The sequence below is a fragment of the Nocardioides sp. NPDC023903 genome (assembly GCF_040639295.1).
In the GTDB taxonomy this organism is placed as follows: domain Bacteria; phylum Actinomycetota; class Actinomycetes; order Propionibacteriales; family Nocardioidaceae; genus Nocardioides.
The window spans coordinates 95,991-116,174 of sequence record NZ_JBEZZS010000010.1; the positions used below are offsets into that span (position 1 = coordinate 95,991).

At 69.3% G+C, this 20,184-nt stretch carries 21 protein-coding genes; 7 read left to right on the top strand and 14 right to left on the bottom strand.

The genetic code is table 11. From position 1 onward, the window contains the following. Positions 1-80: 80 nt before the first annotated feature. Together AB0F44_RS13265 and AB0F44_RS13270 are read right to left on the bottom strand one after the other, a co-directional pair. Positions 81-1,421, bottom strand: a complete 1,341-nt coding sequence (locus tag AB0F44_RS13265) for a class II 3-deoxy-7-phosphoheptulonate synthase (protein WP_183545321.1) — start codon at positions 1,419-1,421, stop codon at positions 81-83. A 110-nt stretch (positions 1,422-1,531) separates the two neighbouring features. Then, positions 1,532-2,950 carry an APC family permease gene (locus AB0F44_RS13270; RefSeq protein WP_357356044.1) on the bottom strand — a complete coding sequence of 473 codons (1,419 nt, stop codon included), beginning with the start codon at positions 2,948-2,950 and terminating at the stop codon, positions 1,532-1,534. A gap of 189 nt (positions 2,951-3,139) precedes the next feature. On the opposite strand from AB0F44_RS13270, the gene AB0F44_RS13275 reads away from it, so the two are divergent. The 4 genes from AB0F44_RS13275 to AB0F44_RS13290 are packed head-to-tail and all read left to right on the top strand — an operon-like array spanning position 3,140 to position 6,816. After that, positions 3,140-3,982, top strand: coding sequence for a DUF1028 domain-containing protein (locus AB0F44_RS13275; RefSeq protein WP_357356046.1), 843 nt, complete (start codon positions 3,140-3,142; stop codon positions 3,980-3,982). Beyond that, positions 3,979-5,448, top strand: a complete 1,470-nt coding sequence (locus tag AB0F44_RS13280; RefSeq protein WP_357356048.1) for a glycerol kinase — start codon at positions 3,979-3,981, stop codon at positions 5,446-5,448. The genes AB0F44_RS13275 and AB0F44_RS13280 overlap by 4 nt, the downstream gene beginning before the upstream one ends. Continuing rightward, positions 5,445-5,915, top strand: a complete 471-nt coding sequence (locus AB0F44_RS13285; RefSeq protein WP_357356050.1) for a hypothetical protein — start codon at positions 5,445-5,447, stop codon at positions 5,913-5,915. Before AB0F44_RS13280 ends, AB0F44_RS13285 begins: the two co-directional genes overlap by 4 nt. 28 nt (positions 5,916-5,943) lie before the next feature. Then, a complete protein-coding gene (locus AB0F44_RS13290; RefSeq protein ID WP_357356052.1) occupies positions 5,944-6,816 on the top strand; it encodes a metallophosphoesterase in 873 nt (290 codons plus the stop codon). Between the two features lie 68 nt (positions 6,817-6,884). Here the strand turns inward: AB0F44_RS13290 and AB0F44_RS13295 are convergent, their stop codons facing one another. Beyond that, positions 6,885-8,186 (bottom strand): endo-1,4-beta-xylanase, encoded by a 1,302-nt coding sequence (locus AB0F44_RS13295; RefSeq protein WP_357356054.1) that lies wholly within the window; start codon positions 8,184-8,186, stop codon positions 6,885-6,887. Positions 8,187-8,413: 227 nt separating this feature from the next. Here AB0F44_RS13295 and AB0F44_RS13300 point away from each other — a divergent pair, with 227 nt between their 5' ends. Continuing rightward, entirely contained in the window at positions 8,414-8,971 is a 558-nt protein-coding gene (locus AB0F44_RS13300; RefSeq protein WP_357356056.1) for a GNAT family N-acetyltransferase, read from the top strand. Between the two features lie 3 nt (positions 8,972-8,974). Here the strand turns inward: AB0F44_RS13300 and AB0F44_RS13305 are convergent, their stop codons facing one another. The 6 genes from AB0F44_RS13305 to AB0F44_RS13330 all read right to left on the bottom strand — a co-directional run bounded on the left by AB0F44_RS13305 (position 8,975) and on the right by AB0F44_RS13330 (position 13,555). Then, a complete protein-coding gene (locus AB0F44_RS13305; protein WP_357356058.1) occupies positions 8,975-9,628 on the bottom strand; it encodes a class I SAM-dependent methyltransferase in 654 nt (217 codons plus the stop codon). 38 nt (positions 9,629-9,666) lie between these two features. After that, positions 9,667-10,485, bottom strand: a complete 819-nt coding sequence (locus tag AB0F44_RS13310) for an NADPH-dependent oxidoreductase (protein ID WP_357356060.1) — start codon at positions 10,483-10,485, stop codon at positions 9,667-9,669. A gap of 65 nt (positions 10,486-10,550) precedes the next feature. Continuing rightward, positions 10,551-11,441 carry a hypothetical protein gene (locus tag AB0F44_RS13315; protein ID WP_357356062.1) on the bottom strand — a complete coding sequence of 297 codons (891 nt, stop codon included), beginning with the start codon at positions 11,439-11,441 and terminating at the stop codon, positions 10,551-10,553. A 25-nt stretch (positions 11,442-11,466) separates the two neighbouring features. Further along, a complete protein-coding gene (locus tag AB0F44_RS13320; RefSeq protein WP_357356064.1) occupies positions 11,467-12,312 on the bottom strand; it encodes an arylamine N-acetyltransferase in 846 nt (281 codons plus the stop codon). Next, the gene (locus AB0F44_RS13325; RefSeq protein WP_357356066.1) at positions 12,309-12,752 is read right to left on the bottom strand and encodes a flavin reductase family protein; all 444 of its coding nucleotides are present in this window, start codon (positions 12,750-12,752) and stop codon (positions 12,309-12,311) included. Before AB0F44_RS13325 ends, AB0F44_RS13320 begins: the two co-directional genes overlap by 4 nt. A 50-nt stretch (positions 12,753-12,802) precedes the next feature. Beyond that, positions 12,803-13,555, bottom strand: a complete 753-nt coding sequence (locus AB0F44_RS13330) for a lysophospholipid acyltransferase family protein (protein ID WP_357356068.1) — start codon at positions 13,553-13,555, stop codon at positions 12,803-12,805. 98 nt (positions 13,556-13,653) lie between these two features. On the opposite strand from AB0F44_RS13330, the gene AB0F44_RS13335 reads away from it, so the two are divergent. Continuing rightward, a complete protein-coding gene (locus AB0F44_RS13335; RefSeq protein ID WP_357356070.1) occupies positions 13,654-14,142 on the top strand; it encodes a hypothetical protein in 489 nt (162 codons plus the stop codon). Here AB0F44_RS13335 and AB0F44_RS13340 read toward each other — a convergent pair. The 5 genes from AB0F44_RS13340 to AB0F44_RS13360 are packed head-to-tail and all read right to left on the bottom strand — an operon-like array spanning position 14,139 to position 18,151. Then, on the bottom strand, positions 14,139-15,104 hold the full coding sequence (locus AB0F44_RS13340; protein WP_357356072.1) for an ROK family protein: 966 nt from the start codon (positions 15,102-15,104) through the stop codon (positions 14,139-14,141). The genes AB0F44_RS13335 and AB0F44_RS13340 overlap by 4 nt on opposite strands. 10 nt (positions 15,105-15,114) lie before the next feature. Next, on the bottom strand, positions 15,115-16,068 hold the full coding sequence (locus tag AB0F44_RS13345) for an ROK family glucokinase (protein WP_350661499.1): 954 nt from the start codon (positions 16,066-16,068) through the stop codon (positions 15,115-15,117). A 3-nt stretch (positions 16,069-16,071) separates the two neighbouring features. Then, positions 16,072-16,494 carry a DUF5304 family protein gene (locus tag AB0F44_RS13350; RefSeq protein WP_357356074.1) on the bottom strand — a complete coding sequence of 141 codons (423 nt, stop codon included), beginning with the start codon at positions 16,492-16,494 and terminating at the stop codon, positions 16,072-16,074. Between the two features lie 2 nt (positions 16,495-16,496). Continuing rightward, the gene (locus tag AB0F44_RS13355; RefSeq protein ID WP_357356076.1) at positions 16,497-17,708 is read right to left on the bottom strand and encodes an ArsA family ATPase; all 1,212 of its coding nucleotides are present in this window, start codon (positions 17,706-17,708) and stop codon (positions 16,497-16,499) included. Continuing rightward, positions 17,705-18,151, bottom strand: coding sequence for an SRPBCC family protein (locus tag AB0F44_RS13360; protein WP_357356078.1), 447 nt, complete (start codon positions 18,149-18,151; stop codon positions 17,705-17,707). The genes AB0F44_RS13355 and AB0F44_RS13360 overlap by 4 nt, the downstream gene beginning before the upstream one ends. 132 nt (positions 18,152-18,283) lie before the next feature. Between AB0F44_RS13360 and AB0F44_RS13365 the strand changes: the two genes are divergently transcribed. After that, positions 18,284-20,077, top strand: coding sequence for an AMP-dependent synthetase/ligase (locus tag AB0F44_RS13365; protein WP_357356080.1), 1,794 nt, complete (start codon positions 18,284-18,286; stop codon positions 20,075-20,077). Positions 20,078-20,184: the final 107 nt, after the last annotated feature.

A 20,184-nucleotide genomic window follows, 5' to 3' on the forward strand; every position in this document is an offset into this window, starting at 1 on the left:
AACCTGCACTTCCGGGGTGTTGCAATGCCAGAGAAGTACAGGAATACCCGGTTAACCGGGTATTCCTGCAGCGCGTGTGACTAGCGCGAGCGCAGCATCTCCGCAACCTGGAACGCCATCTCGAGCGACTGGACGCGGTTGAGGCGCGGGTCGACGACGGACTCGTAACGGTGCACGAGGCCGGCCTCGTCGAGCTCCTCGCCGCCGCCGATGATCTCGGTGACGTCGTCGCCGGTGTTCTCGACGAGAATGCCGCCGGGGACGGTGCCGAGGGCGTGGTGGACGTCGAAGAAGCCCTGGACCTCGTCGAGGACGTCCTCGAAGCGGCGGGTCTTGTAGCCGTTGGAGGTGGAGAAGGTGTTGCCGTGCATCGGGTCGGAGATCCAGGTGACGTTGACGCCCTCAGCGGTGATCTTCTCGACCAGCCCGGGCAGCCCGTCGCGCACCTTCCCCGCGCCGAAGCGGGTGATGAAGGTGAGCCGGCCCTCCTCGTTCTTCGGGTTGAGCTTGGCGGCCAGCGCGAGCGCGTCGTCGGGGGTCGCGGTGGGGCCGAGCTTGCAGCCGATCGGGTTGTTGAGGTGGCGGAAGTACTCGACGTGGGCGCCGTCGAGCTGCCGGGTGCGCTCACCGATCCAGACGAAGTGGCCGGAGACGTTGTACGGCGTCTCGGTGCGCGAGTCGATGCGGGTCATCGCGTGCTCGTACTCGAGCAGCAGCGCCTCGTGGGAGGAGTAGAAGTCGACCCGGTGAAACTCCTCCGGGTCGGCGCCGATGGCCTCCATGAACGCGATCGCGCGCTCGATCTCGGAGCCCATCGCCTCGTACTTGGCGCCGACGGGCGAGTTGCGGACGAACTCGGAGTTCCAGGTGTGCACCTGACGCAGGTCGGCGTAGCCACCGGTGGTGAACGCGCGCACGAGGTTCAGGGTCGAGGAGGAGGCGTGGTAGACGTCCAGCAGCCGCTGGGGGTCAGGGATGCGGGACTCCTCGGTGAACTCGAAGCCGTTGACGGCGTCGCCGCGGTAGGCCGGCAGGGTCACCCCGTCGCGGGTCTCGGTGTCGGAGGAGCGCGGCTTGGCGTACTGCCCCGCGAGCCGGCCGATCTTCACGACCGGGACGGAGGCGGCGTACGTCAGGACCACTGCCATCTGCAGCAGCACGCGCAGCTTGTTGCGGGTGTTGTCGGCGGTCGCCTCGGCGAAGACCTCGGCGCAGTCGCCGCCCTGCAGGATGAACGCCTCACCACGGCCGGCGGCGGCAATCGAGCTCTTGAGCTGGTCGCACTCCCCCGCAAAGACGAGCGGCGGCTGGTTCCTCAGCTTCTCGACCGCCGCGGCAAGAGCGGCAGGGTCGGAATAGGTCGGCTGCTGAAGGGCTCCGATGGCGTGCAGCTGCTCGAGGGAGGGGAAGGCGTCGTTCACGAGGCTCAGGGTACGCGGATCACCCGGTTGTTACGAAGTCATCTCAGAGACGGCAAGGCCGGCGTACGTCCTCAGGAGTTCGTACGCCGGCCCTTACCGAAGTCACCCGTTTACTTGTCGTCCTCCGGGTTGACGTCCATGTGCTCGATGTCCTGGAAGTGCGGCGGCTCGTCATCCTTGTTGGCGAACTTGTTGATGAGCCAGGTGATGGCCCACAGGATCACGCCGATGACCATCAGGCCGCCGGCGATCTCGTAGACGATGCCGTCGCGGTCGACCCACGGGCCCGCCAGGTAGATGCACAGGATGGCGGCGATGGGAGGCAACCACCTCGGCGCGGTGAAGAACGCCTTGTCGGTGTCGGCACGTCGGTTGCGCAGGACCACGCAGGCGATGTTGACGATCGCGAAGACGCACAGCAGGAGCAGCGCGGTCGTGGAGCCGAGGTTGGAGACGATGTTGCTGTCCGGGTCGCTGGAGACGTACCAGATCAGGCAGAGCGCCAGGACCGTGGTGAAGATGATGGCGATGTAGGGCGTGCGGCGGCCGGGCAGGACCGCGCCCAGCTGCTTGGGCAGCACCCGCTGCTTGGCCATGCCGTAGACCAGCCGGCTGGCCATCAGCATGTTGATCAGCGCCGTGTTGGCGACGGCGAAGACCGCCAGGAACGGGAACACCTTGTCGATCGGGAAGTCGGGAGCGCCCTTGGCGACCACCTCGAGCAGGGCCCGGCCCTCGGACTCACGGATCGTCTCGAGCTCTCCGGGGGTCAGGACACTGACGACCGAGACCGCGACCAGGATGTAGAGGAGCGCGGCTGCACCCAGGCCCATGAACATGGTGCGCGGGAAGATCCTCTCCGGCTCCTTGGTCTCCTCGACCATGTTGACCGCGTCCTCGAACCCGACCATCGCGAAGAACGCCACCGAGGTGGCGGCGGTGACCGCGAAGACCACGCCCATGTTCGAGTAGTCGTCGAAGGAGATCAGCTCGGACATCTCCGCCTTGCCCTGGGCGATGACGTAGAAGCCGACGCCGATCACGATGCACAGCGCGACCATCTCGACGACGGTGAGGATGATGTTGAACTTCACGCTCTCGCCCACGCCACGCAGGTTGATCAGCGCGAGCAGGACCATGAAACCCAACGCCAAGGTGGTGACGGCGCCTTCGCTGGGCGCGTCCATCCAGCCGTTGATCTCCAGGCCGCCGAAGAAGTTCTGCGCCAGCGTGTTGGCCGAGGTCGACGCGCTGGTGATGCCCGAGCAGGCGACCGCGAAGGTCACCATGAAGGTGAGGAAGTGGATCCCGAACGCCTTGTGCGTGTAGAGCGCGGCGCCGGCGGCGCTGGGATACTTCGTCACCAGCTCGAGATAGGAGAACGCGGTCATCGTGGCCACGACGAAGGCGAGCAGGAACGGCAGCCACAGGATGCCGCCCACATAGCCGGCCATGGTCCCGGTGACGGCGTAGACGCCGGCTCCCAGGATGTCACCGACGATGAAGAGCAGAAGGAGCCAGGGCCCCATCACTCTCTTCAACTCGGGTGTTTCTTCTTTCGCCAGGGTTGTCATGATGTCCTTCCTGGTCATGTTCGAAACTCAGTTCCGAAATTGGGATGAAGGGATCCCTCAATCAAAGCCCAACCTCGCCGTCAGGTGTACGACAATTCGTCAACACGCCGTAACCGGACGAAATTTCGTGGATAGGGTCGCGCCATGACCTTCTCCATCGTCGCCAGAGCAGTTGATCCAGGCACCGGGGAGCCCACCTGGGGTGTGGCCGTCGCTTCGAAGTTCCTCGCCGTCGGATCGGCCGTCCCGGCCGCCGTCGCCGGAGTCGGAGCCATCGCCACCCAGGCCGAGGCCAACGTCGCCTACAAGGGTCTCGCGCTCGCCCACCTCGACGAGGGTGCAACCGCCGCGGTCGCCCTCGAGAGGCTCCTGGAGGAGGACGAGCGCCGGGACCACCGCCAGGTCGGCATCGTCGACGTCGACGGCAACGCCGCCTCCCACACCGGACCCTCCTGCTTCGACTGGGCCGGCGGCCGGACCGGCTCCACCGAGAATGGGGCGTACGCGATCCAGGGCAACATCCTCACCGGCCCCGAGGTGGTCGAGGCGATGGAGGCCGCCTGGCTCGCCTCCTCCCCCGAGGAGCCGCTGCAGCACCGTCTCCTGGCAGCCCTCGCCGCTGGCGACGAGGCCGGCGGCGACAGCCGCGGGCGGCAGAGCGCGGCCCTCCTGGTGGTGCGCGAGGAGGCCGGCTACGGCGGCAACGACGACATCGCGGCCGACCTCCGGGTCGATGACCACGCTGCGCCGATCCCCGAGCTGAAGCGGCTCCTGGACCTCAGCGACTTCTACCTGACCGCGTCGACCGAGGCCGAGAAGGTGCAGGTCACCCCAGAGATCGAGGCCGAGGTGGAGACGTACGCCGCGGCGCAGGGCGCCAGGGGCTTCCTCGCCTGGGTCGCCACCGAGAACTACGAGATGCGGGTGGCCGAGGACCTGTCCTGGATCGACCGGCGCATCCTCGACATCGTCAGGACGCCCAAGTGAGTTCGATCCTCGCCATCGACGCCGGCACCACCGGTGTCACCGCCCTGATCGTCAACGAGGCGGGCGAGGTCGTGGCCCGGGGCTATGAGGAGTTCGATCAGCTCTTCCCCAGCCCGGGCCGGGTCGAGCACGTGCCCGAGGGGATCTGGCAGGCCACCCTGGAGGCTTGCCGTACCGTCCTCAAGGCCCAGGGCAACGACGACCTCGTCGGCATCGGGATCACCAACCAGCGCGAGACGGTCGTGCTGTGGGACCGGGAGACGCTGGGCTCACCGCGGCGGGCGATCGTGTGGCAGGACCGGCGTACGACCGCGATGTGTGCCTCGATGGCCGACCACGACGCCCGCGTCCGGAAGCTGACCGGGCTCCGCCTGGACCCCTACTTCAGCGCGACGAAGCTGGCCTGGATCCGCGAGAACGAGCCGCACACCTGGGCGCACGTGGAGTCGGGGCGCTACGCCATCGGCACCGTCGACTCCTACCTCATCGCCCGGATGACCCGCGGTCTGCACCACGTCACCGACGTCTCGAACGCGTCCCGGACGCTGCTGTTCGACATCGGCACCAACGACTGGTCCGACGAGCTGTGCGACCTCTTCGGGGTGCCGCGCGACGCGCTGCCGGAGATCGGCCCCAACTGGGGCGAGGGCGTGGTCACCGACCCGCGCTCCTTCCTGGATCTCTCGCTGCCGATCGCCGGCGTGGCCGGGGACCAGCAGGCCGCGCTGTTCGGGCAGGCCGCGTTCGAGGTGGGCGACTCGAAGTGCACCTATGGCACCGGCTCGTTCGTGCTGACCAACACCGGCACCACCCCGCAGCGGTCGGACTCCGGGCTGCTCACCTCGCCCGGCTGGATGTCGCCCGACGGAGAGGTCACCTACGTCCTCGAGGGCTCCATCTTCGTGACCGGCGCCGCGGTGCAATGGCTGCGCGACGGCCTGCAGATCATCGGCGCGGCCGCGGAGACCGAGGCGCTGGCGCGCACCGTGACCTCGTCCGAGGGTGTCGTGTTCGTGCCCGCCCTGACGGGCCTCGGCGCGCCCCACTGGGACCCCGACGCCCGCGGCACGATCATCGGCATCACCCGCGGCACCACCCGTGCCCACATCGTGCGGGCGACCCTGGAGGCGATCACCTTCGAGGTACGCGACGTGATGGCGACCATGCCGACGCCCGTGGCCTCGCTCAACGTCGACGGCGGCGCGGCCGCCAACAACCTGCTGTGCCAGCTCCAGGCCGACCAGCTCGGGGTCGACGTCTCCCGCCCTCGCTTCGTCGAGACCACGGGTCTCGGGGCGGCCTTCCTCGCCGGCCTCGGGGTCGGCGTGTGGTCCTCCTTCGACGAGATCCGCGAGACCTGGGCCCTGGACCGCACCTTCTCCCCGGACGCGTCGCGCCGCGAGGCGGCCGATGAGGCGTACGCCTCCTGGACCCGGGCCGTCGAGCGCTCCCGACAGTGGGCATGAGCACACCGCGACGGGTGCCCTGGTGGGGCCGGGCGCTCGTAGCGGGTGCTGTGTTCGTGGTCATCCTGCTGGTCGGTCTCGTCGGGCTGGTCGCCTGGGTCGGCGCTGACCTCGGTGAGTCCGCGGAGGCCGAGCCGATGGACTGCCTCGAGCTCGCCCAGTCGGTCGGCGTGCCGGACCTGCCGGACGGGACCTCGGCAGCAAGCTGCACCTATATCGGGTTCCAGGACTGGCAGATCGAGGGCGCGATGACGGTCCCCCGGGCCGAGCTCGACGCTTGGCTCGCCCGGTCACCCGGCTCGCCGGTGCTGGACGAGGCTGGCTGCACCAACGCCGACGCGATCGCCTGTGTCCAGGTCGACCTCACCCAGATCGGGGAGGAGGTCGACGCCCACTACCTCGACGTCGCCGTCCAGAGCGAGAACGACGGCGTCGCCGAGGTCCTCATGTCGGCCTTCACCACCTGACCCTTCGATCGGAGACGAGAACCCAAACTTGACCCGGATCCTGCATCTCTCCGACACCCATGTCACCGCCAGCGGCGTCGACATGGACGGTGTCGACGCCGTCGCCGCGCTCGAGAGCATCCTGCGCGACGCCCGCCATGTGCCTGGGCTGGACGCCGTCGTCGTCAGCGGCGACATCGCCGATGACGGCTCGGCCGCGGGATGCGGCGCGGTCCTGGCGCGGGTGGGCGCGTTCGCGGCCGAGCGCGGCATCCCGCACCTCTACTCGACGGGCAACCACGATGCCCGCGGACCGTTCCGCGAGGTGCTCGGCAGCGGACACCGCGATCCCGACGGGAGCGACCGCGGCCGGCTGCTGGATCCGGGCTCGGACCTGTGCGCGGCGGTCAGCTACCTGGGCGACCTCAGGGTCATCACCATCGACAGCCTGGTCCCGGGCAACACCCACGGCTTCCTCGACGAGCACCAGCTGGCCTGTCTCGCGAACGAGCTGGCCACTCCGGTGCGCGACGGAACGGTCCTGGTCCTGCACCATCCGCCGCTTCACCTCGCCTCGGTCCCCTTCGTTGCCGATGTCGTGCTCCGGAACATCTCCGCCCTCGGCCGGGTGGTGCGGAGCAGCGACGTACGCGCGATCCTCACCGGACACCTGCACTTCCAGGTCAGCGGGTTCCTCGCCGGCGTCCCCGTCTGGGTGACCCCGGGCGTCGTCACCCGCATCGACACCACCGCTCCCCCGCATCTCGTACGCGGCGTGCTCGGTGCGGGCGCGTCCGTCGTCGACCTCGCCGACCCGGCCTCGCCCACCTTCCACGTGCTCTCCGCCCGCGACCCCCGCGCCGGCGAGCAGGTCTACCTCTACGACGCCGCCTCCGGAGAGGACACCCTCGAGGAGCTCTGAGGCCGCGTATCCGACGGCACGGCCCCGGCCGCGGATCATCCGCGGCCGGGGCCTCAGCTTTCTTGGGGTCAGGCCGCGGTACAGGTCGCGGTCGGTGTCGCGGTGTTCCCGCCCGAGTAGAGCGTGATCCCGAACTGGTTGCCGTTGCCGTTCGGTGTGGCGGTGAGCGTTCCCGACGTACCGGAGACGGTCGCGTTCCAGGCGTTCTGCAGGCTCTGGCCCGAGCCGGTGCTGATCCGGACCACCCAGTCATCGGTGCCGCTGACGGTGAACACGGTGTTGAACCGGTCGTTCCAGGATTCGGTCCGGGTGGCGCTCACCGTGCAGCTCCCCGCCGGTGGCGTGGATCCGCCGTCGGCGGTGTTGAGCTGGTCGAGGACGTAGCCGTAGGCGAGCTTCTTGTTGCCTGAGCCGTCGAAGAGCAGCGGGGTGTCCGAGGCCCGCCACGAGTCGGTGTCGCGTACGCCCCAGACTGTGATGCCGGTGCAGCGGGTCACCGCCATGCAGGCCTGGGTCACGCCGCGGAACTGCTCGGCCTGCGAGGTGCCGGAGCCGGCGATGTCGAGCTCGGTGATCTGTACGTCCACGCCGAGGTCGGCGAAGTTCTGCAGCGTGACGTGGTAGTTGCTCGGCACCGGGTTGCCCGAGTTGAAGTGGGCCTGGAAGCCGACGCAGTCGATGGGTACGCCGCGCGACTTGAAGTCGCGGACCATGTTGTAGACGGCCTGCGTCTTCGCGTGGCTCCAGTTGTCGGTGTTGTAGTCGTTGTAGCAGAGCTTCGCGTTCGGGTCGGCCGAGCGGGCGGCCCGGAAAGCGGCCTCGATCCAGTCGTTGCCGGTGCGCTGCAGGTTGGAATTGCGACGGGCACCGGAGGAGCCGTCCTCGAAGGCCTCGTTCACCACGTCCCAGGCGTAGATCTTGCCTCGGTAGTGGCCGGCGACCCCGGCGATGTGATTGAGCATCGCGCTGCGGAGCGAGCTGCCCTCCATGTTCTGCATCCAGCCCGGCTGCTGGGAGTGCCAGGCCAGCGCGTGCCCGCGGACCCGCTTGCCGTTCTGGATGGCCCAGTTGGCGATCTGGTCGCCGGAGGAGAAGCTGAACTGGTTCGGCGACGGCTCGGTCGCGTCCATCTTCATCTCGTTCTCGGCAGTGATCATGTTGAACTCGCGGTTCGCGATGGTCGTGTACTGCGAGTCGGACATCCGACTCGCGGCGATGGCGGTGCCGTAGTAGCGGCCGGACTCGGCCGCGGCTGCCTGCAGGGTGGAGCCCTCGGCCCGGGCGGGGCCGGCGACGGCGAGGATGGCGATGCCGCTGGTGATCACCAAGGCGGCGAGGGTGGCGAAGGCGGCGGTTCTTCTGGCCTTCAAGGCGCGCAGGGGTCTAACTCGAACTCGGGTCATCATCGATCCTGTTCTCCCGGAATGAAAGGTGGTCGGTGGTACCTCAGAGCTCGCGCGAACTCGCTGGAAAACGTTATCGACATCGTTTTATAGCGTCAATAGATCGAGGCAAATTCGCGTGACTTACCTCACACAGGAATCCTGTTTCCGGCCGCCCGACGGCGAAGCCACAGCGTCATGACAGGCTTCGACACGTGCCCTTCACCCACCGCATCGCGACTCGAGAAGACATCCCAGCCCTGACGGCGATCATGAACACGTCGATCGGAGAGCTCCAGAAGGGGTTCCTGACCGCAGCCCAGATCACCTCGAGCCGAACGGTGATGGGCATCGACACCCAGCTGATCGAGGACGGCACCTACTTCGTGGTCGAAGAGGACGACGAGATCGCCGGCTGCGGCGGCTGGAGCAAGAGGGCGACGCTCTACGGCGGCGACCACACCCCGGGCCGCGAGCCGGCACTCCTGGACCCGGCAAGCGATCCCGCCAGGGTGCGGGCGATGTACACCAACCCGACCTTCGCCCGCCGCGGCGTCGGCCGGCTGATCCTGGACCTCTGCGAGCGCGCCGCGGCAGCGGAGGGCTTCACAACCCTCGAACTGATGGGCACCCTGTCCGGCGAGCCGCTCTACACGGCGTACGGCTTCGAGCCGGTCGAGCGGATCACCGATGACCGTGGCGGCGCCCCGGTCCCGCTGGTCCGGATGCGGAAGAGCATCACAGCCGAACCCGGAGACACGTTCGCCGTCTGACGCTCAGCGAGCGAAGGAGAACATCCGCTCCGGCAGAGCCGTCGGCGAAGCATCCACGGACCGTCGATGGACCCCGACCCGGAAGTCGGCGTCCGCTGGACGTACGAACGACTCTTCGGTGAAACCTCGACGGGCGAGGAGCTCGCGAACGAGATCTGCCGGGTCTCCGGGGTATGCGCTCAGCTCGCCGTCGCCGAGATTCGCGCCCCGCGTCCAGACCACAGCGCCACCGGGTGCCACGAGCGCAGGTAGCGCGCCGATCGTCGCCCCGAGATCCGAGTCGGTGATGTTGCCGAAGACACCGCAGGCCAGGAAGACGTCAGCCGGCGGCGCCCCGGCCAGCGTGCTGGCAAGCCCGGCATCTCCGGTGCGCACCTCGACTCGAGCCAGCCCCAGCGCTGCGGCGGTGGCCCGCGCACGATCCGCAAGATCCGAGTCGATCTCGACCAGGATCGCGTCGACATCGCCATCCATCGAGGCGAGGACCGGCAGCAGGTCCCGCCCGTCACCCGCACAGATGCTGGCGACCTGCGTACGAGCGCCGCGACGGTCCGCCAACAGACGCCTGACCTCATCGCGCACCGCCTCCAGACGTCGCACCAGACTGGAGCTCGGGTCGTCGTACCGCTCGTGCCACTCGCGCCAGTCGGTGCTCACGGCGCCAGAGTCTGCCATGACCGGTCCGCCTCCCGTCTTCAGCGACCGGCGAGCCCGAGGCGCTCGAGCTGCGCCCGGAGCCGGTGGCGGCCGGACATGCTGGCGGTCCCGACGAGGCGTGCCAGGACGCGCTCGGACCAGCCGCCGCCGAGACCGTAGGTGGCGTTGTAGCCACCGAGCCGCTCGTCGTACGCAGCCAGGTCGTCGGCACCCGGGGACGAGTAGGCCTCGTGGTGGAGGACGACGGACAGCGGAAGGCGAGGCTTGACGCCAGCCTCCTCGGCGGGGTCGGGCACCCCGACCGCGAGGCCGAAGACGACGAACGCGCCCGGAGGCAGGCCGATCTCGGCCGCGATCTCCTCGGGGTGGTTGCGGGCGCCGCCGACGCAGACCGTGCCCAGGCCGAGCGATGAGGCGGCGACGATGGCGTTCTGGGCGGCGAGAGTGGCATCGATGACACCGAGGAGTGTCGACTCCAGGTAGTCGGTCGCCTCGACCCGGGCGCCGGCGGCCGCCGCGAGCCCGCGGGCGCGGCTGAGGTCGGCGACCCAGAGCAGGAAGAGCGGTGCCGCCTCGATGAACGCCTGATCACCGGCCAGCCTGGCGAGTCGCGCCTTGCGGGCCGGGTCGCGTACGGCGACGACGCTCCAGGTCTGCAGGTTGGACGAGGTGGGCGCCGAGGAGGCGGCGGCGATGATCGCGGTGAGCTGGTCGTCGGTGACCGGGTCCCTCAGGAACGAGCGCACCGACCGGTGCCCGAGCTGGTGCTCGATCACCGCGCTGGTCGTCGCCAGGGCGGCGAGCGCGGGGTCGCGGTAACGGGCAGCGACGGCGGAGTCGGTGGCAGTCTCGGTCACCCTGCCAGGATAGTCGACCAAACAACTCGACATTCACGAGCATCCGGAAATGCCCAAGGCCGACCCTATCCGCCGAGGCGCTCCACCTCAGCGGCTGCGGAGTCCCGGGCAGCGGCGGCCTCCGAGACCGCGCTCTCGGCGGCGTCGCGGGCATCCTCCGCCTCGGTGAGCTCGTCGTCGACGTCGGCGGCGGTCGACTCGAGGTCCGCCAGCCGGCGGCGTAGCTCATCGATCTCCGACTTCACCTGGAGCGACCTCGCCTCGATGTCCTTGAAGGCCGACATGGCCTTGTCGCGCTCCTCCTCGGCACCGGACAGCGCGGACTCGGCCTCCGTGAGCGCATCCCGGGCCTCGTCGAGCGCCGCGGTGTCGGGCAGGTCTGGCACGGCTCGCAGCGGCTCCGGGGGCGGCGGGACGACCTCGGGCACCTCGAAGCCCAAGGCGTCCGGCAGCGCGACGGCGTCCGCCGCGTTCACGGCATCGATCCCGGTGGCGGCCAATGCCGAGATGAGCAGGCCGCTGCGTACGGCCTGGGCGGCGGACTCGTCGATCATGGCCGCGGTCAACGTCGCCTCGACCTGGGTCGCCACCGCCTCGGTCACCCGGAGACCGTGCTCGCGCGCGAGGCCGCGAGCGCGGGTCGTCACCGCCGCGGTCAGCTGGCGGCGCTGCTTGGTGAGCTCACGCAGCTGAGCGGCGTCCATACCTGTCTGCGCCTCACGCAGCAGGGCGCCGACCGAGATCACCTGCTCCACCTGCTCGGTCTCGTAGCGCACCAGCAGGTTCACCACCCACGCCGCGGTCGAGGGCTTCTTCAGCGCCTTGACCGGACCCGCCAGTGGCGTCCCCTTGAGATCCTTGACCCGCGCATCGCGCTCCGGAGTGAAGTCGGCCAGCGGCAGCCCGTAGAGCTCGGCCGCGATGTCGAGCAGCTCGGGTGCAGGTTCGTCGCTCATGTCCGCCATCTCAGCACGTCGCGGACTACCGCGTCAGCAACCACTCGTCGTACTCGGCGGCCTGTCGCTTGTGGAGCTCGCGCAGCGCGTCCTCCTCGACCCCGAGGAACGAGAGCCCGAGACCGCCCAGGGCCGCACGCCACTCCTCGAAGTCCCGCAGCTCGCGCGTCGACGCACCGGATCCGGTCCGCGTGTGCCGGATCGAGCGAACGGTGTCAGCCCCTGTCGCGTCACGCCGCTGCACGACGAGCTTGCGGGCGAAGTCGCCCTCCGGCGGCGTGGAGAGACGCAGGTGCGACGCCTCGATCGCGTCCTGCACAACGTCGCCGCGGACGAAGCTCCCGTTGAAGGAACCGTGCGGATCATGGTGGAAGGTCCATCCCGTCTCCCCCACCCGCGCCAGCCGGTAGACGAAGCCGGACTGCCGGAAATGCCCGTCGGCCAGCGGCAACGGGTCACGGAAGCCGTCCCCGTAGCCCACGTCGGCAGCCCACCGGCCCGCCGGGTTCGATGCGGTCGGCAGTCCACGGACCTCGATCGCCAGGTGGTCCAAGGTCCCCGAAGGACCTGTCGCCTCGAGCATCTGGCCGAAGCGGCGTACGACGTCGAAACCGAGCTTCTCCAGCACCATTGAGAAGACGCCGTTGTTGTGGAAGCAGTAGCCCGCGTTGCCGCCGGCCGCGACCCGCGCCAGCGTCACCTCGGGGTCCACCGGGTCCGGTGCCCCCACGGCTCCGATGGTGGCGAGCATGATCGAGAGGTTCTCATAGGGAAGCGTGTCGAGATGGCGATGATGAAGGTCGACAAGCGTCTCGTACGTCGCCTCCGGCCGCCCGTTGATGCCGAGCCGTCGCAGATAGCCGTCGATCATCGTTCATACCTTCCGTGCCGGTGGACCAGCGGGTCGGCGTCGTCACCGACCTCGAGCGACACGATCTCGCACGTCGCCAGCGCGGACCAGCCGATTTCCTGCATCGACACCAGGCGTACGCCTGCCCAGGTCGGCGCATCGGCGAGCCGCCGGCCGAACTCGGTCGTCTCCCACGAGCCGGAGCGGAACGCGCCGCCGGGAGCGGGAGCGGTGCCCCCGAACGCCTCGGCGAGGTCGCGATGGCGCCAGTGGAGCAGCGATACGACCCCCACGCCGGTCTCCTCGAGCTCGTCACGCAGGTCCGAGTCGGGATCGAGCAGGCCGAGCACGGCTCCGGGCGACCCGTTGGCCACCATCAGCGAGGAGACCGTGAGCCCGGCCCAGGAACCGGCAGAGCCGGAGGTCCACAGCGACACCCGCCCACCCAGACGACCGCGCAACCGGCGTACCGGATCCTCCGGCGTCGGGAACGGGTGGGACGAGTGGATCGTCAGGCTACGTCCTTGGTAGGCCCGGTCTTGGGCGACCCGGAGGACTTCTTCGCGGGCTTCTTGCCCTCGGCCAGCTTCTTGGCCTCGGTGGCGTACATGTCGACGTACTCCTGGCCGGAGAGCTTGAGGATCTCGTAGACGATCTCGTCGGTGATCGCGCGCAGGATGTAGCGGTCGTTGGTCATGCCCTCGTAGCGCGAGAAGTCCAGCGGCTTGCCGTAGATGATCCGCGGGTGCACGAGCTTGCCGAACTTCTTGCCCGGAGGCGCGATCACATCGGTGCCGATCACGGCGACCGGGATCACGGGCGCACCCGTGTCCAGAGCCAGCCTGGCGATGCCGGTCCGGCCCCGGTAGAGCTTGCCGTCGTGGGAGCGGGTGCCCTCGGGGTAGATCCCGAAGAGCTCGCCCTCGGCCAGAACCCGCTTGGCGGCGATGAGCGCCCCCTCGGCGGCGGTCGCGCCACCACGGTCGATCGGCACGTTGCCGGTGCCCGAGAAGAAGATCCTCTGCAGGAAGCCCTTGGGGCCCGTTCCGGTGAAGTACTCCGCCTTGGCGACGAAACGCACCATCCGCTTCATCCCGAGCGGCATGAAGAGCCAGTCGGCGTAGGAGAGGTGGTTGCTGGCCATGATCGCCGGGCCCTTGCGCGGGATGTTCTCCGCGCCCTCATAGGACGGACGGAAAACCGCCCGAAGGAGAGGCCCGATCGCGACCCACTTCAAGAACGAGTAGAAGAGCTTCGTCGACACCCCATCGCCTTCCCTATTTGCCTTCGACCGATGAGCCTATAACGAGACAGGTACTTCTACTCCCGCACCCTGTCATGAGATCCGGCTAGGCTGGAGGAGTGAGCGACCGAGACGACCGGCCCGAGGACGCGACCGGGGCCTCCGACGACGCCTCCGTGCCCTCGGAAGGCCAGCCGTCGGACGACGAAGCATGGCGCGAGATCGTCGAGAACTACGGCGACCGCCCCGCCCTCGAGGAGGAGCCCGTCGCCCGCGATCTCTTCGAGAAGAAGATCGACATCGTCGAGACCGTCGACGAGCCGGACGCCTATGACGACATGTGGCGCGACGACGAGGAGGGCTACGTCCCACCGCCTCCGCCGCCGCTCCCGAAGCCGACCCCGGCGCGCCTGCTCGCCTGGATCGGGGTGCTCGGTGCACCGGTCGCCGTGCTGGTCCTGATCGTGGTCACCCAGATCACCGGCCGCCACTTCAACAGCTGGGTCATCGGTGGCCTGGTCGCCGCCTTCCTGGCCGGCTTCGTCTACCTGCTGGCGACCATGCCGTCGGAGCCCCGCGACCCCTGGGACGACGGCGCTCGCGTCTAGCTCTGGTCCGCGGTGAGGCGGCGAGCCAGGATGCTCGCACCCACCACGCCTGCCTCCGCGCCGAAGGCGGTCGCCACGATCCGCGGCACCTCGCGGTGGAGGCGGCCGACGAGCGAGGCCTCAAGGGCCGTGCGGGCAGGCGCCAGCAGCAGGTCGCCCGCGGTGGAGACTCCCCCGCCGACGACCAACAGCTCGGGGTCGAAGGCGGCCACGAGGCCGGCCATTCCGACCCCCAGCCACGACCCCACCGACTCGTACGCTGCCAGCGCGAGCGCATCACCGCGGGCCGCGGCGGCGGTGACCGCCGGGCCGGTGATCTTGAGCGGGTCACCCGCGGCCAGCTCGTCGAGCGCGCAACCGGCGTACTCCTCGGTCTCCACACGGGCGCGCACGAAGGCGACCAGGGCGTTGCCGGAGGAGTACTGCTCCCAGCAGCCGGTGAGGCCGCACTCGCACGGGAGCCCGCCAGGCACGACCTGCATGTGACCGAACTCCCCGGCCATGCCGTTGCGGCCCCGGACGACCCGGCCGTCCAGGATCACGGCACCGCCGATGCCGGTGCCGAGGGTGATGAGCAGGGCCGAGTCGACGCCGCGGGCCGCACCGAGCTCCAGCTCGGCCAGCGCGGCGCAGTTGGCGTCGTTGTCGAGCGCCACCCGGGTGCCCCATCGCGCGGAGAGCCGGGTCAGAGTCGGCTCACCGCGCCAGGGCAGGTGGGGAGCGAACATGACCCGCTCCCCGGCCGCGTCGACGAACCCCGCGGCGGCCAGGCCGACGCCGGCGACGGGCCGGCCGGCGGCCACCTCGGTGACCGCCTCGGTCAGCGCGTCCTCCACCAGCTCCAGCTCGACCCGCCGTCCGGGCGTGCTGCGCTGAGCGGTACGGAGCACCTCACCGGCCGGTGAGACCTCCGCCGCGAGCACCTTGGTGCCGCCGATGTCGACACCGATGTGCAGGTTCACTTGGATTGGCTCACTTGCGGGCCAGGTCAGCCGCGCCGATCAGACCGGCCTGGTTGCCGAGCGTCGCCTTGCGGACGTCGAGCATCGGCCGGTGTCCGCGGCCGGTCAGCTGGGCCTGGAAGGCACGCCGGGCGGGCCCGAGCAGCAGGTCGTCGGCCTCGGCCACTCCCCCGCCGATGGCCACCACGGCCGGGTCCAGCACGGCGGCGATCGAGGCGATCCCCTCGCCGAGCCAGATGCCGAGGTCGGTCAGCGCCTCGATCGCGAAGGCGTCCCCGTCGCGGGCCGCCTCGGTGATCAGCGGGCCCTTGATCTTGTCGAGGTCACCCTCGGCGCGGTCCAGGACCTCGCGGGCCAGCAGGGACCCGCCGCGTGCGGCGGAGCGGACGTTGCGCACCAGGGCCGACCCCGAGGCGTACTGCTCCCAGCAGCCACGGTTGCCGCAGCCGCACAGGTGGCCGTTGGGCACGACCCGCATGTGGCCGATCTCGGCGCCGACGCCGAAGGCGCCGCGATAGAGCTCGCCCTCGAGCACCAGGCCGCCGCCGACACCGGTGCCGACGGTCACGAGCATCATGTTGTCGACCTCGGCACCCGCGCCGTACTCGAACTCGCCCCACGCCGCCGCGTTGGCGTCGTTCTCGATCACGACCGGCAGCTCGAGGACCTTCTCCAGGCGCTCCTTGAGCGGTACGTCGCGCCAGGCGATGTTGGGCGCGAACATGACCGTCGAGCGGCCCTTGTCGATATAGCCCGCGGCGCCGATGCCGACGCACTCGATCGGGTGGCGGGTCTTGAGCTCCAAGACCACCTCGACGATGGCGGCCTCGATGGCCTCCGGGCTCTTCGCCGGCGACTCGACGCGGTGGTCCTCGATGATGTTGCCGTCGTGGTCGACGACGCCGCCGAGGATCTTGGTTCCACCGACGTCGACGCCACAGGCGAGCTTCTTCGTCGTCGTCATGCCTCAGCTCCAGCCGTCGAGATCGATCCGTTCGACCTTCTCCGAGCGCTGCGCCCAGTCCCGGGTCGCATCTTCCTCAGCCCGCACGCCATCACTGTGAGCATCCTCGCCTTCACTAGGGCCAGCACCCGGACTCGTGGCCGCCGCATTGAGCACCGTGACCGCGGCCTGCATCAACGATGCGGCAGCGCTGGCCAGGTGCACCTTGACCTCCGGACTCGACTCCCGGAGGACATGTACGGTACGGCACAGCGGGCAGTAGGCACACTCCGGTGCCCCGGTATCGAGATGCTCCCCGACCGCCTCGGTGAAGTGGCCCATCCGGGAGTCCTTGGCCCACTCGCCAATGGCCTCCATCAGCCGGCCGAGCTCCTCGGCGGTCGACCCCAACGGCTCGTCCGCCCACTCGTGGCGCTGCTCGCTCACGACTACTCGCTCTCGGTGTTCGTCGTCTGACGAGAAAACGTTACTCGCAGCTCCCCGCCCTCGACCCGCGCCCCGCTGACGCGCATCCGGGCGAGTGCGGCAGGAAGGGTCAGCAGGCGCCGGTAGGCCCCTACGGTGATCGCCAGCTCGTCGCCGTTGCGACCCAACTGCACCTGGTCGCGCGCGACCCACTGGGCCAGCCCGGGAAGCGCCAGATAGACGATCGTGGTCTCGCCGGTGGTCTCGGTGCGGAACGGGGCCGCGGTCTCGGGGACGGCCAGCGGGTCGACGCTTCCCGTCCAGGCGTACGCAGCCTCGGCGACCTCGCGCAGGTCCTCGACCCCGACCGGCTCGGTCGGCCGGTAGAACGAGCGCCAGACCGGCAGCCCCTCGAAGGAGGCGCCGACGTCGCCGAGCACGTCGTCCTGGGCCTTGACCCAGCCGGCGCGCCAGTCGTCGGAGCCGCCGGCCGGAAAGATCCGGTTGGCGACGACACCGTCGACGCGGTAGCCGTAGAGGGAGAGCGTCGTCCAGGACCGTCGTGCCTCGGCGAGCACGACCCGCTCGGGGGTCAGCACGATGCGTACGGACGCCACGGGGCCCGACAGCAGGGCGCGGACCTCCGCGAGCTCGTCGTGGAGGCGGACCAGGGCGTCGAAGACGGAGTCGCCGGGCATCGGCACGCCGGCGGCCTTGGTCAGCACCGGCTTGAGCGCCTTCACCATCTTGCGCTGCACCGGGAGGATGCGCTCGAGATACCAGCCCAGGGCCTCGGGAAGGGCGAGCAGCCGCAGCGTCTCGGCGGTCGGGGCGCAGTCGACCACGATCGTGTCCCACTCCCCCGAGACGGCCATCCGGCGCAGCTCCAGGAGCGCGAAGACCTCCTCGGCACCGGGGATGATGGTCAGCTCCTCGGCCGCGATCCGGTCCACGCCGATCGTGTCCAGGACGCTCAGCAGGTAGCCCTGCACCTCCGCCCACGACTCCTCGAAGCGGCGCTGGGCGTCGACGTGCTGGACGTAGAGGTGCTCGGTGACCTGGACCGGCTCCGAACCCAGCGCCCCTTCGACCCCGAAGGCGTCGCCAAGGGAGTGGGCGGCATCGGTCGAGAGGACCAGGGTGCGCAGGCCGCGGGCCGCGGACATCGCCGCGGTGCCGGCCGAGACGGTCGACTTGCCGACGCCGCCCTTGCCGGTGAAGAGAAGGATTCTCACGAAGGCATGCCCTGCTTCTCGACTCTCTGCTTGAGGCCTCGCAGCGCGGTGTCGATCAGGACCTTCTCGCCCTTGCGCTTGAGCATGCCGATCAGCGGGATGCTCAGGTCGAGCGCGAGCCGGTAGGTGACCTCGGTGCGACCGCCGAGGTCGCGCAGCACGTAGGCGCCGTCCATCGACCGCAGCAGGTTGCCCTTGACCAGCGACCAGGTCACCTGGCGGTCGTCGTCCCAGTCGTACGCCAGGGTGTATTCGTCCTTGATCGGCGCGACGTCGAGCACGAAACGGACCTGCTCGGCCCGCCCGTCGACGCCGGTCTCAAGGACGCTGACCTCCTGCATGCCCTTGGCCCAGGCCGGATAGGACTTGAAGTCCGCGATCACCCTCATCACTGCCGAGGGCGCGGCCTCGATCACGATCGTCGAGGTGGTCTGATCGGCCATCGGTGGTGTCCTCACTCCCTGACTTGCTAGGTGCCATGGAGCGTACCGGATAGCATCCCGGTGAAATGGTCGGGCTGTGACGGGGGTAACCTCCGGTTCGTACCCACCTACCATCAGTATGCGGAGGCCCTAGTGCGCGAGTTCTCCACGCCCGCGACGTACGTTGTTCCCCCCACCGGCAGTCTGAGCGACGACGTCGTGCGCAACGCCGCCGAGGCACCCGATGCCGCCGTCCTCAGCCGGCCAGGCGCCGACGGCTCCTGGGTCGACGTGACGTCGTCCGAGTTCCTCGCTGAGGTCTCCGCGGTCGCCAAGGGACTGATCGCGGCGGGTGTCGGCGCTGGGGACCGGGTCGCGCTGCTCTCGAAGACGCGCTACGAGTGGACGCTGATCGACTACGCGATCTGGTTCGCCGGCGCGACGACGGTGCCGATCTACGAGACCTCCTCGGCCGAGCAGATCGAGTGGATCCTCCAGGACTCCGCCGCCGTGGCGATCATCGCCGAGGACGCCGGCCACATGAGCCGGATCAGCGAGGTCCGCGCGAGCTGCGCAGCGCTCAACAGCGTGTGGTCGATCAACGACAACGCCATCGACCTGCTGGTCAAGCTCGGCGCCGACATCACCGACGAGCAACTCGAGGCCCGCCGCAGCGCGGTCACCCCCGACGACGCCGCGACGCTGATCTACACCTCCGGCACCACCGGCCGCCCGAAGGGCTGTGTGCTGACCCACGGCAACTTCATGTTCGAGCTCGGCGTCGTCGTCGACTCGCTCGACGGCCTGTTCAACATCGAGGGCCGCAGCACGCTGCTGTTCCTGCCGCTCGCGCACGTCTTCGCGCGGATCATCCAGATCGGCTGCATCACGTCCCGCACCCGTCTGGGTCACACCCCCGACATCAAGAACCTCGTCGCCGACCTCGGCACCTTCCAGCCGACCTTCGTGCTGGCCGTGCCGCGGGTGTTCGAGAAGGTCTACAACACCGCCTCGCAGAAGGCCGTCGCGGACGGCAAGGGCAAGATCTTCGATATGGCCACCGAGGTCGCGATCGACTACTCCCGCGCCACCGAGACCGGCAAGGCGCCGTTCCTGCTGGCCGCCAAGCACAAGCTGTTCTCCAAGCTCGTCTACGGCAAGCTGCTCGCCGCGCTCGGCGGCAACTGCTCCTACGCGATCTCCGGCGGGGCGCCGCTCGGCGACCGCCTGGGCCACTTCTACCGCGGCATCGGCGTCACCGTCCTGGAGGGCTACGGCCTCACCGAGACGACCGGCGCGCTCACCGTCAACCTGCCCGAGGCGTTCAAGATCGGCACCGTCGGCCGACCGATTCCCGGCACCTCGGTGCGTGTCGCCGATGACGGCGAACTGCTCTTCAAGGGTGGTCAGGTGCTGAAGGAGTACTGGCAGAACCCGGCCGCCACCGCGGACGCGAAGACCGATGACGACTGGTTCCACTCCGGCGACCTCGGCGAGGTCGACGACGAGGGCTTCGTCAAGATCACCGGTCGCAAGAAGGAGATCCTGGTCACCGCCGGCGGCAAGAACGTCGCTCCGGCCGTCCTCGAGGACCGCCTGCGCGCCCACGTGCTCGTCGACCAGTGCATCGTCGTCGGCGACGGCCAGCCGTTCATCGGCGCGATCGTCACCATCGACCCCGAGGCCCTGCCCACCTGGGCCGAGGCCAACGGCAAGTCCGGCAACATCGAGGACCTCGTCGAGGACGAGGACCTGCTCGCCGTGATCCAGAGCGCCGTCGACGACGCCAACAAGGCGGTCTCGAAGGCCGAGTCGATCCGCAAGTTCGTGATCATCCCCGACTCCTGGACCGAGGAGGGTGGCCAGCTCACCCCCAGCCTCAAGCTCAAGCGCAACGTGGTCATGCGCGAGTTCAGCCACGAGGTCGACGCGCTCTACGCAAAGTAGTTTCTGGTGGCGCCGAGTCGGCGCATCCTGACCGAGATCCCCGCCGAGTCGGCTCGTTAGAACGAGCCGACTCGGCGGTGCTTTTGGTCAGTTTGAGCCGACTCGGC

Bases quoted from the DNA above. Each gene is read 5' to 3' on its own strand.
- AB0F44_RS13270 (WP_357356044.1), bottom strand. From the start codon at position 2,950: ATGGGGCCCTGGCTCCTTCTGCTCTTCATCGTCGGTGACATCCTGGGA.
- AB0F44_RS13275 (WP_357356046.1), top strand. From the start codon at position 3,140: ATGACCTTCTCCATCGTCGCCAGAGCAGTTGATCCAGGCACCGGGGAG.
- AB0F44_RS13285 (WP_357356050.1), top strand. From the start codon at position 5,445: ATGAGCACACCGCGACGGGTGCCCTGGTGGGGCCGGGCGCTCGTAGCG.
- AB0F44_RS13315 (WP_357356062.1), bottom strand. From the start codon at position 11,441: ATGAGCGACGAACCTGCACCCGAGCTGCTCGACATCGCGGCCGAGCTC.
- AB0F44_RS13320 (WP_357356064.1), bottom strand. From the start codon at position 12,312: ATGATCGACGGCTATCTGCGACGGCTCGGCATCAACGGGCGGCCGGAG.
- AB0F44_RS13345 (WP_350661499.1), bottom strand. From the start codon at position 16,068: ATGACGACGACGAAGAAGCTCGCCTGTGGCGTCGACGTCGGTGGAACC.
- AB0F44_RS13360 (WP_357356078.1), bottom strand. From the start codon at position 18,151: ATGGCCGATCAGACCACCTCGACGATCGTGATCGAGGCCGCGCCCTCG.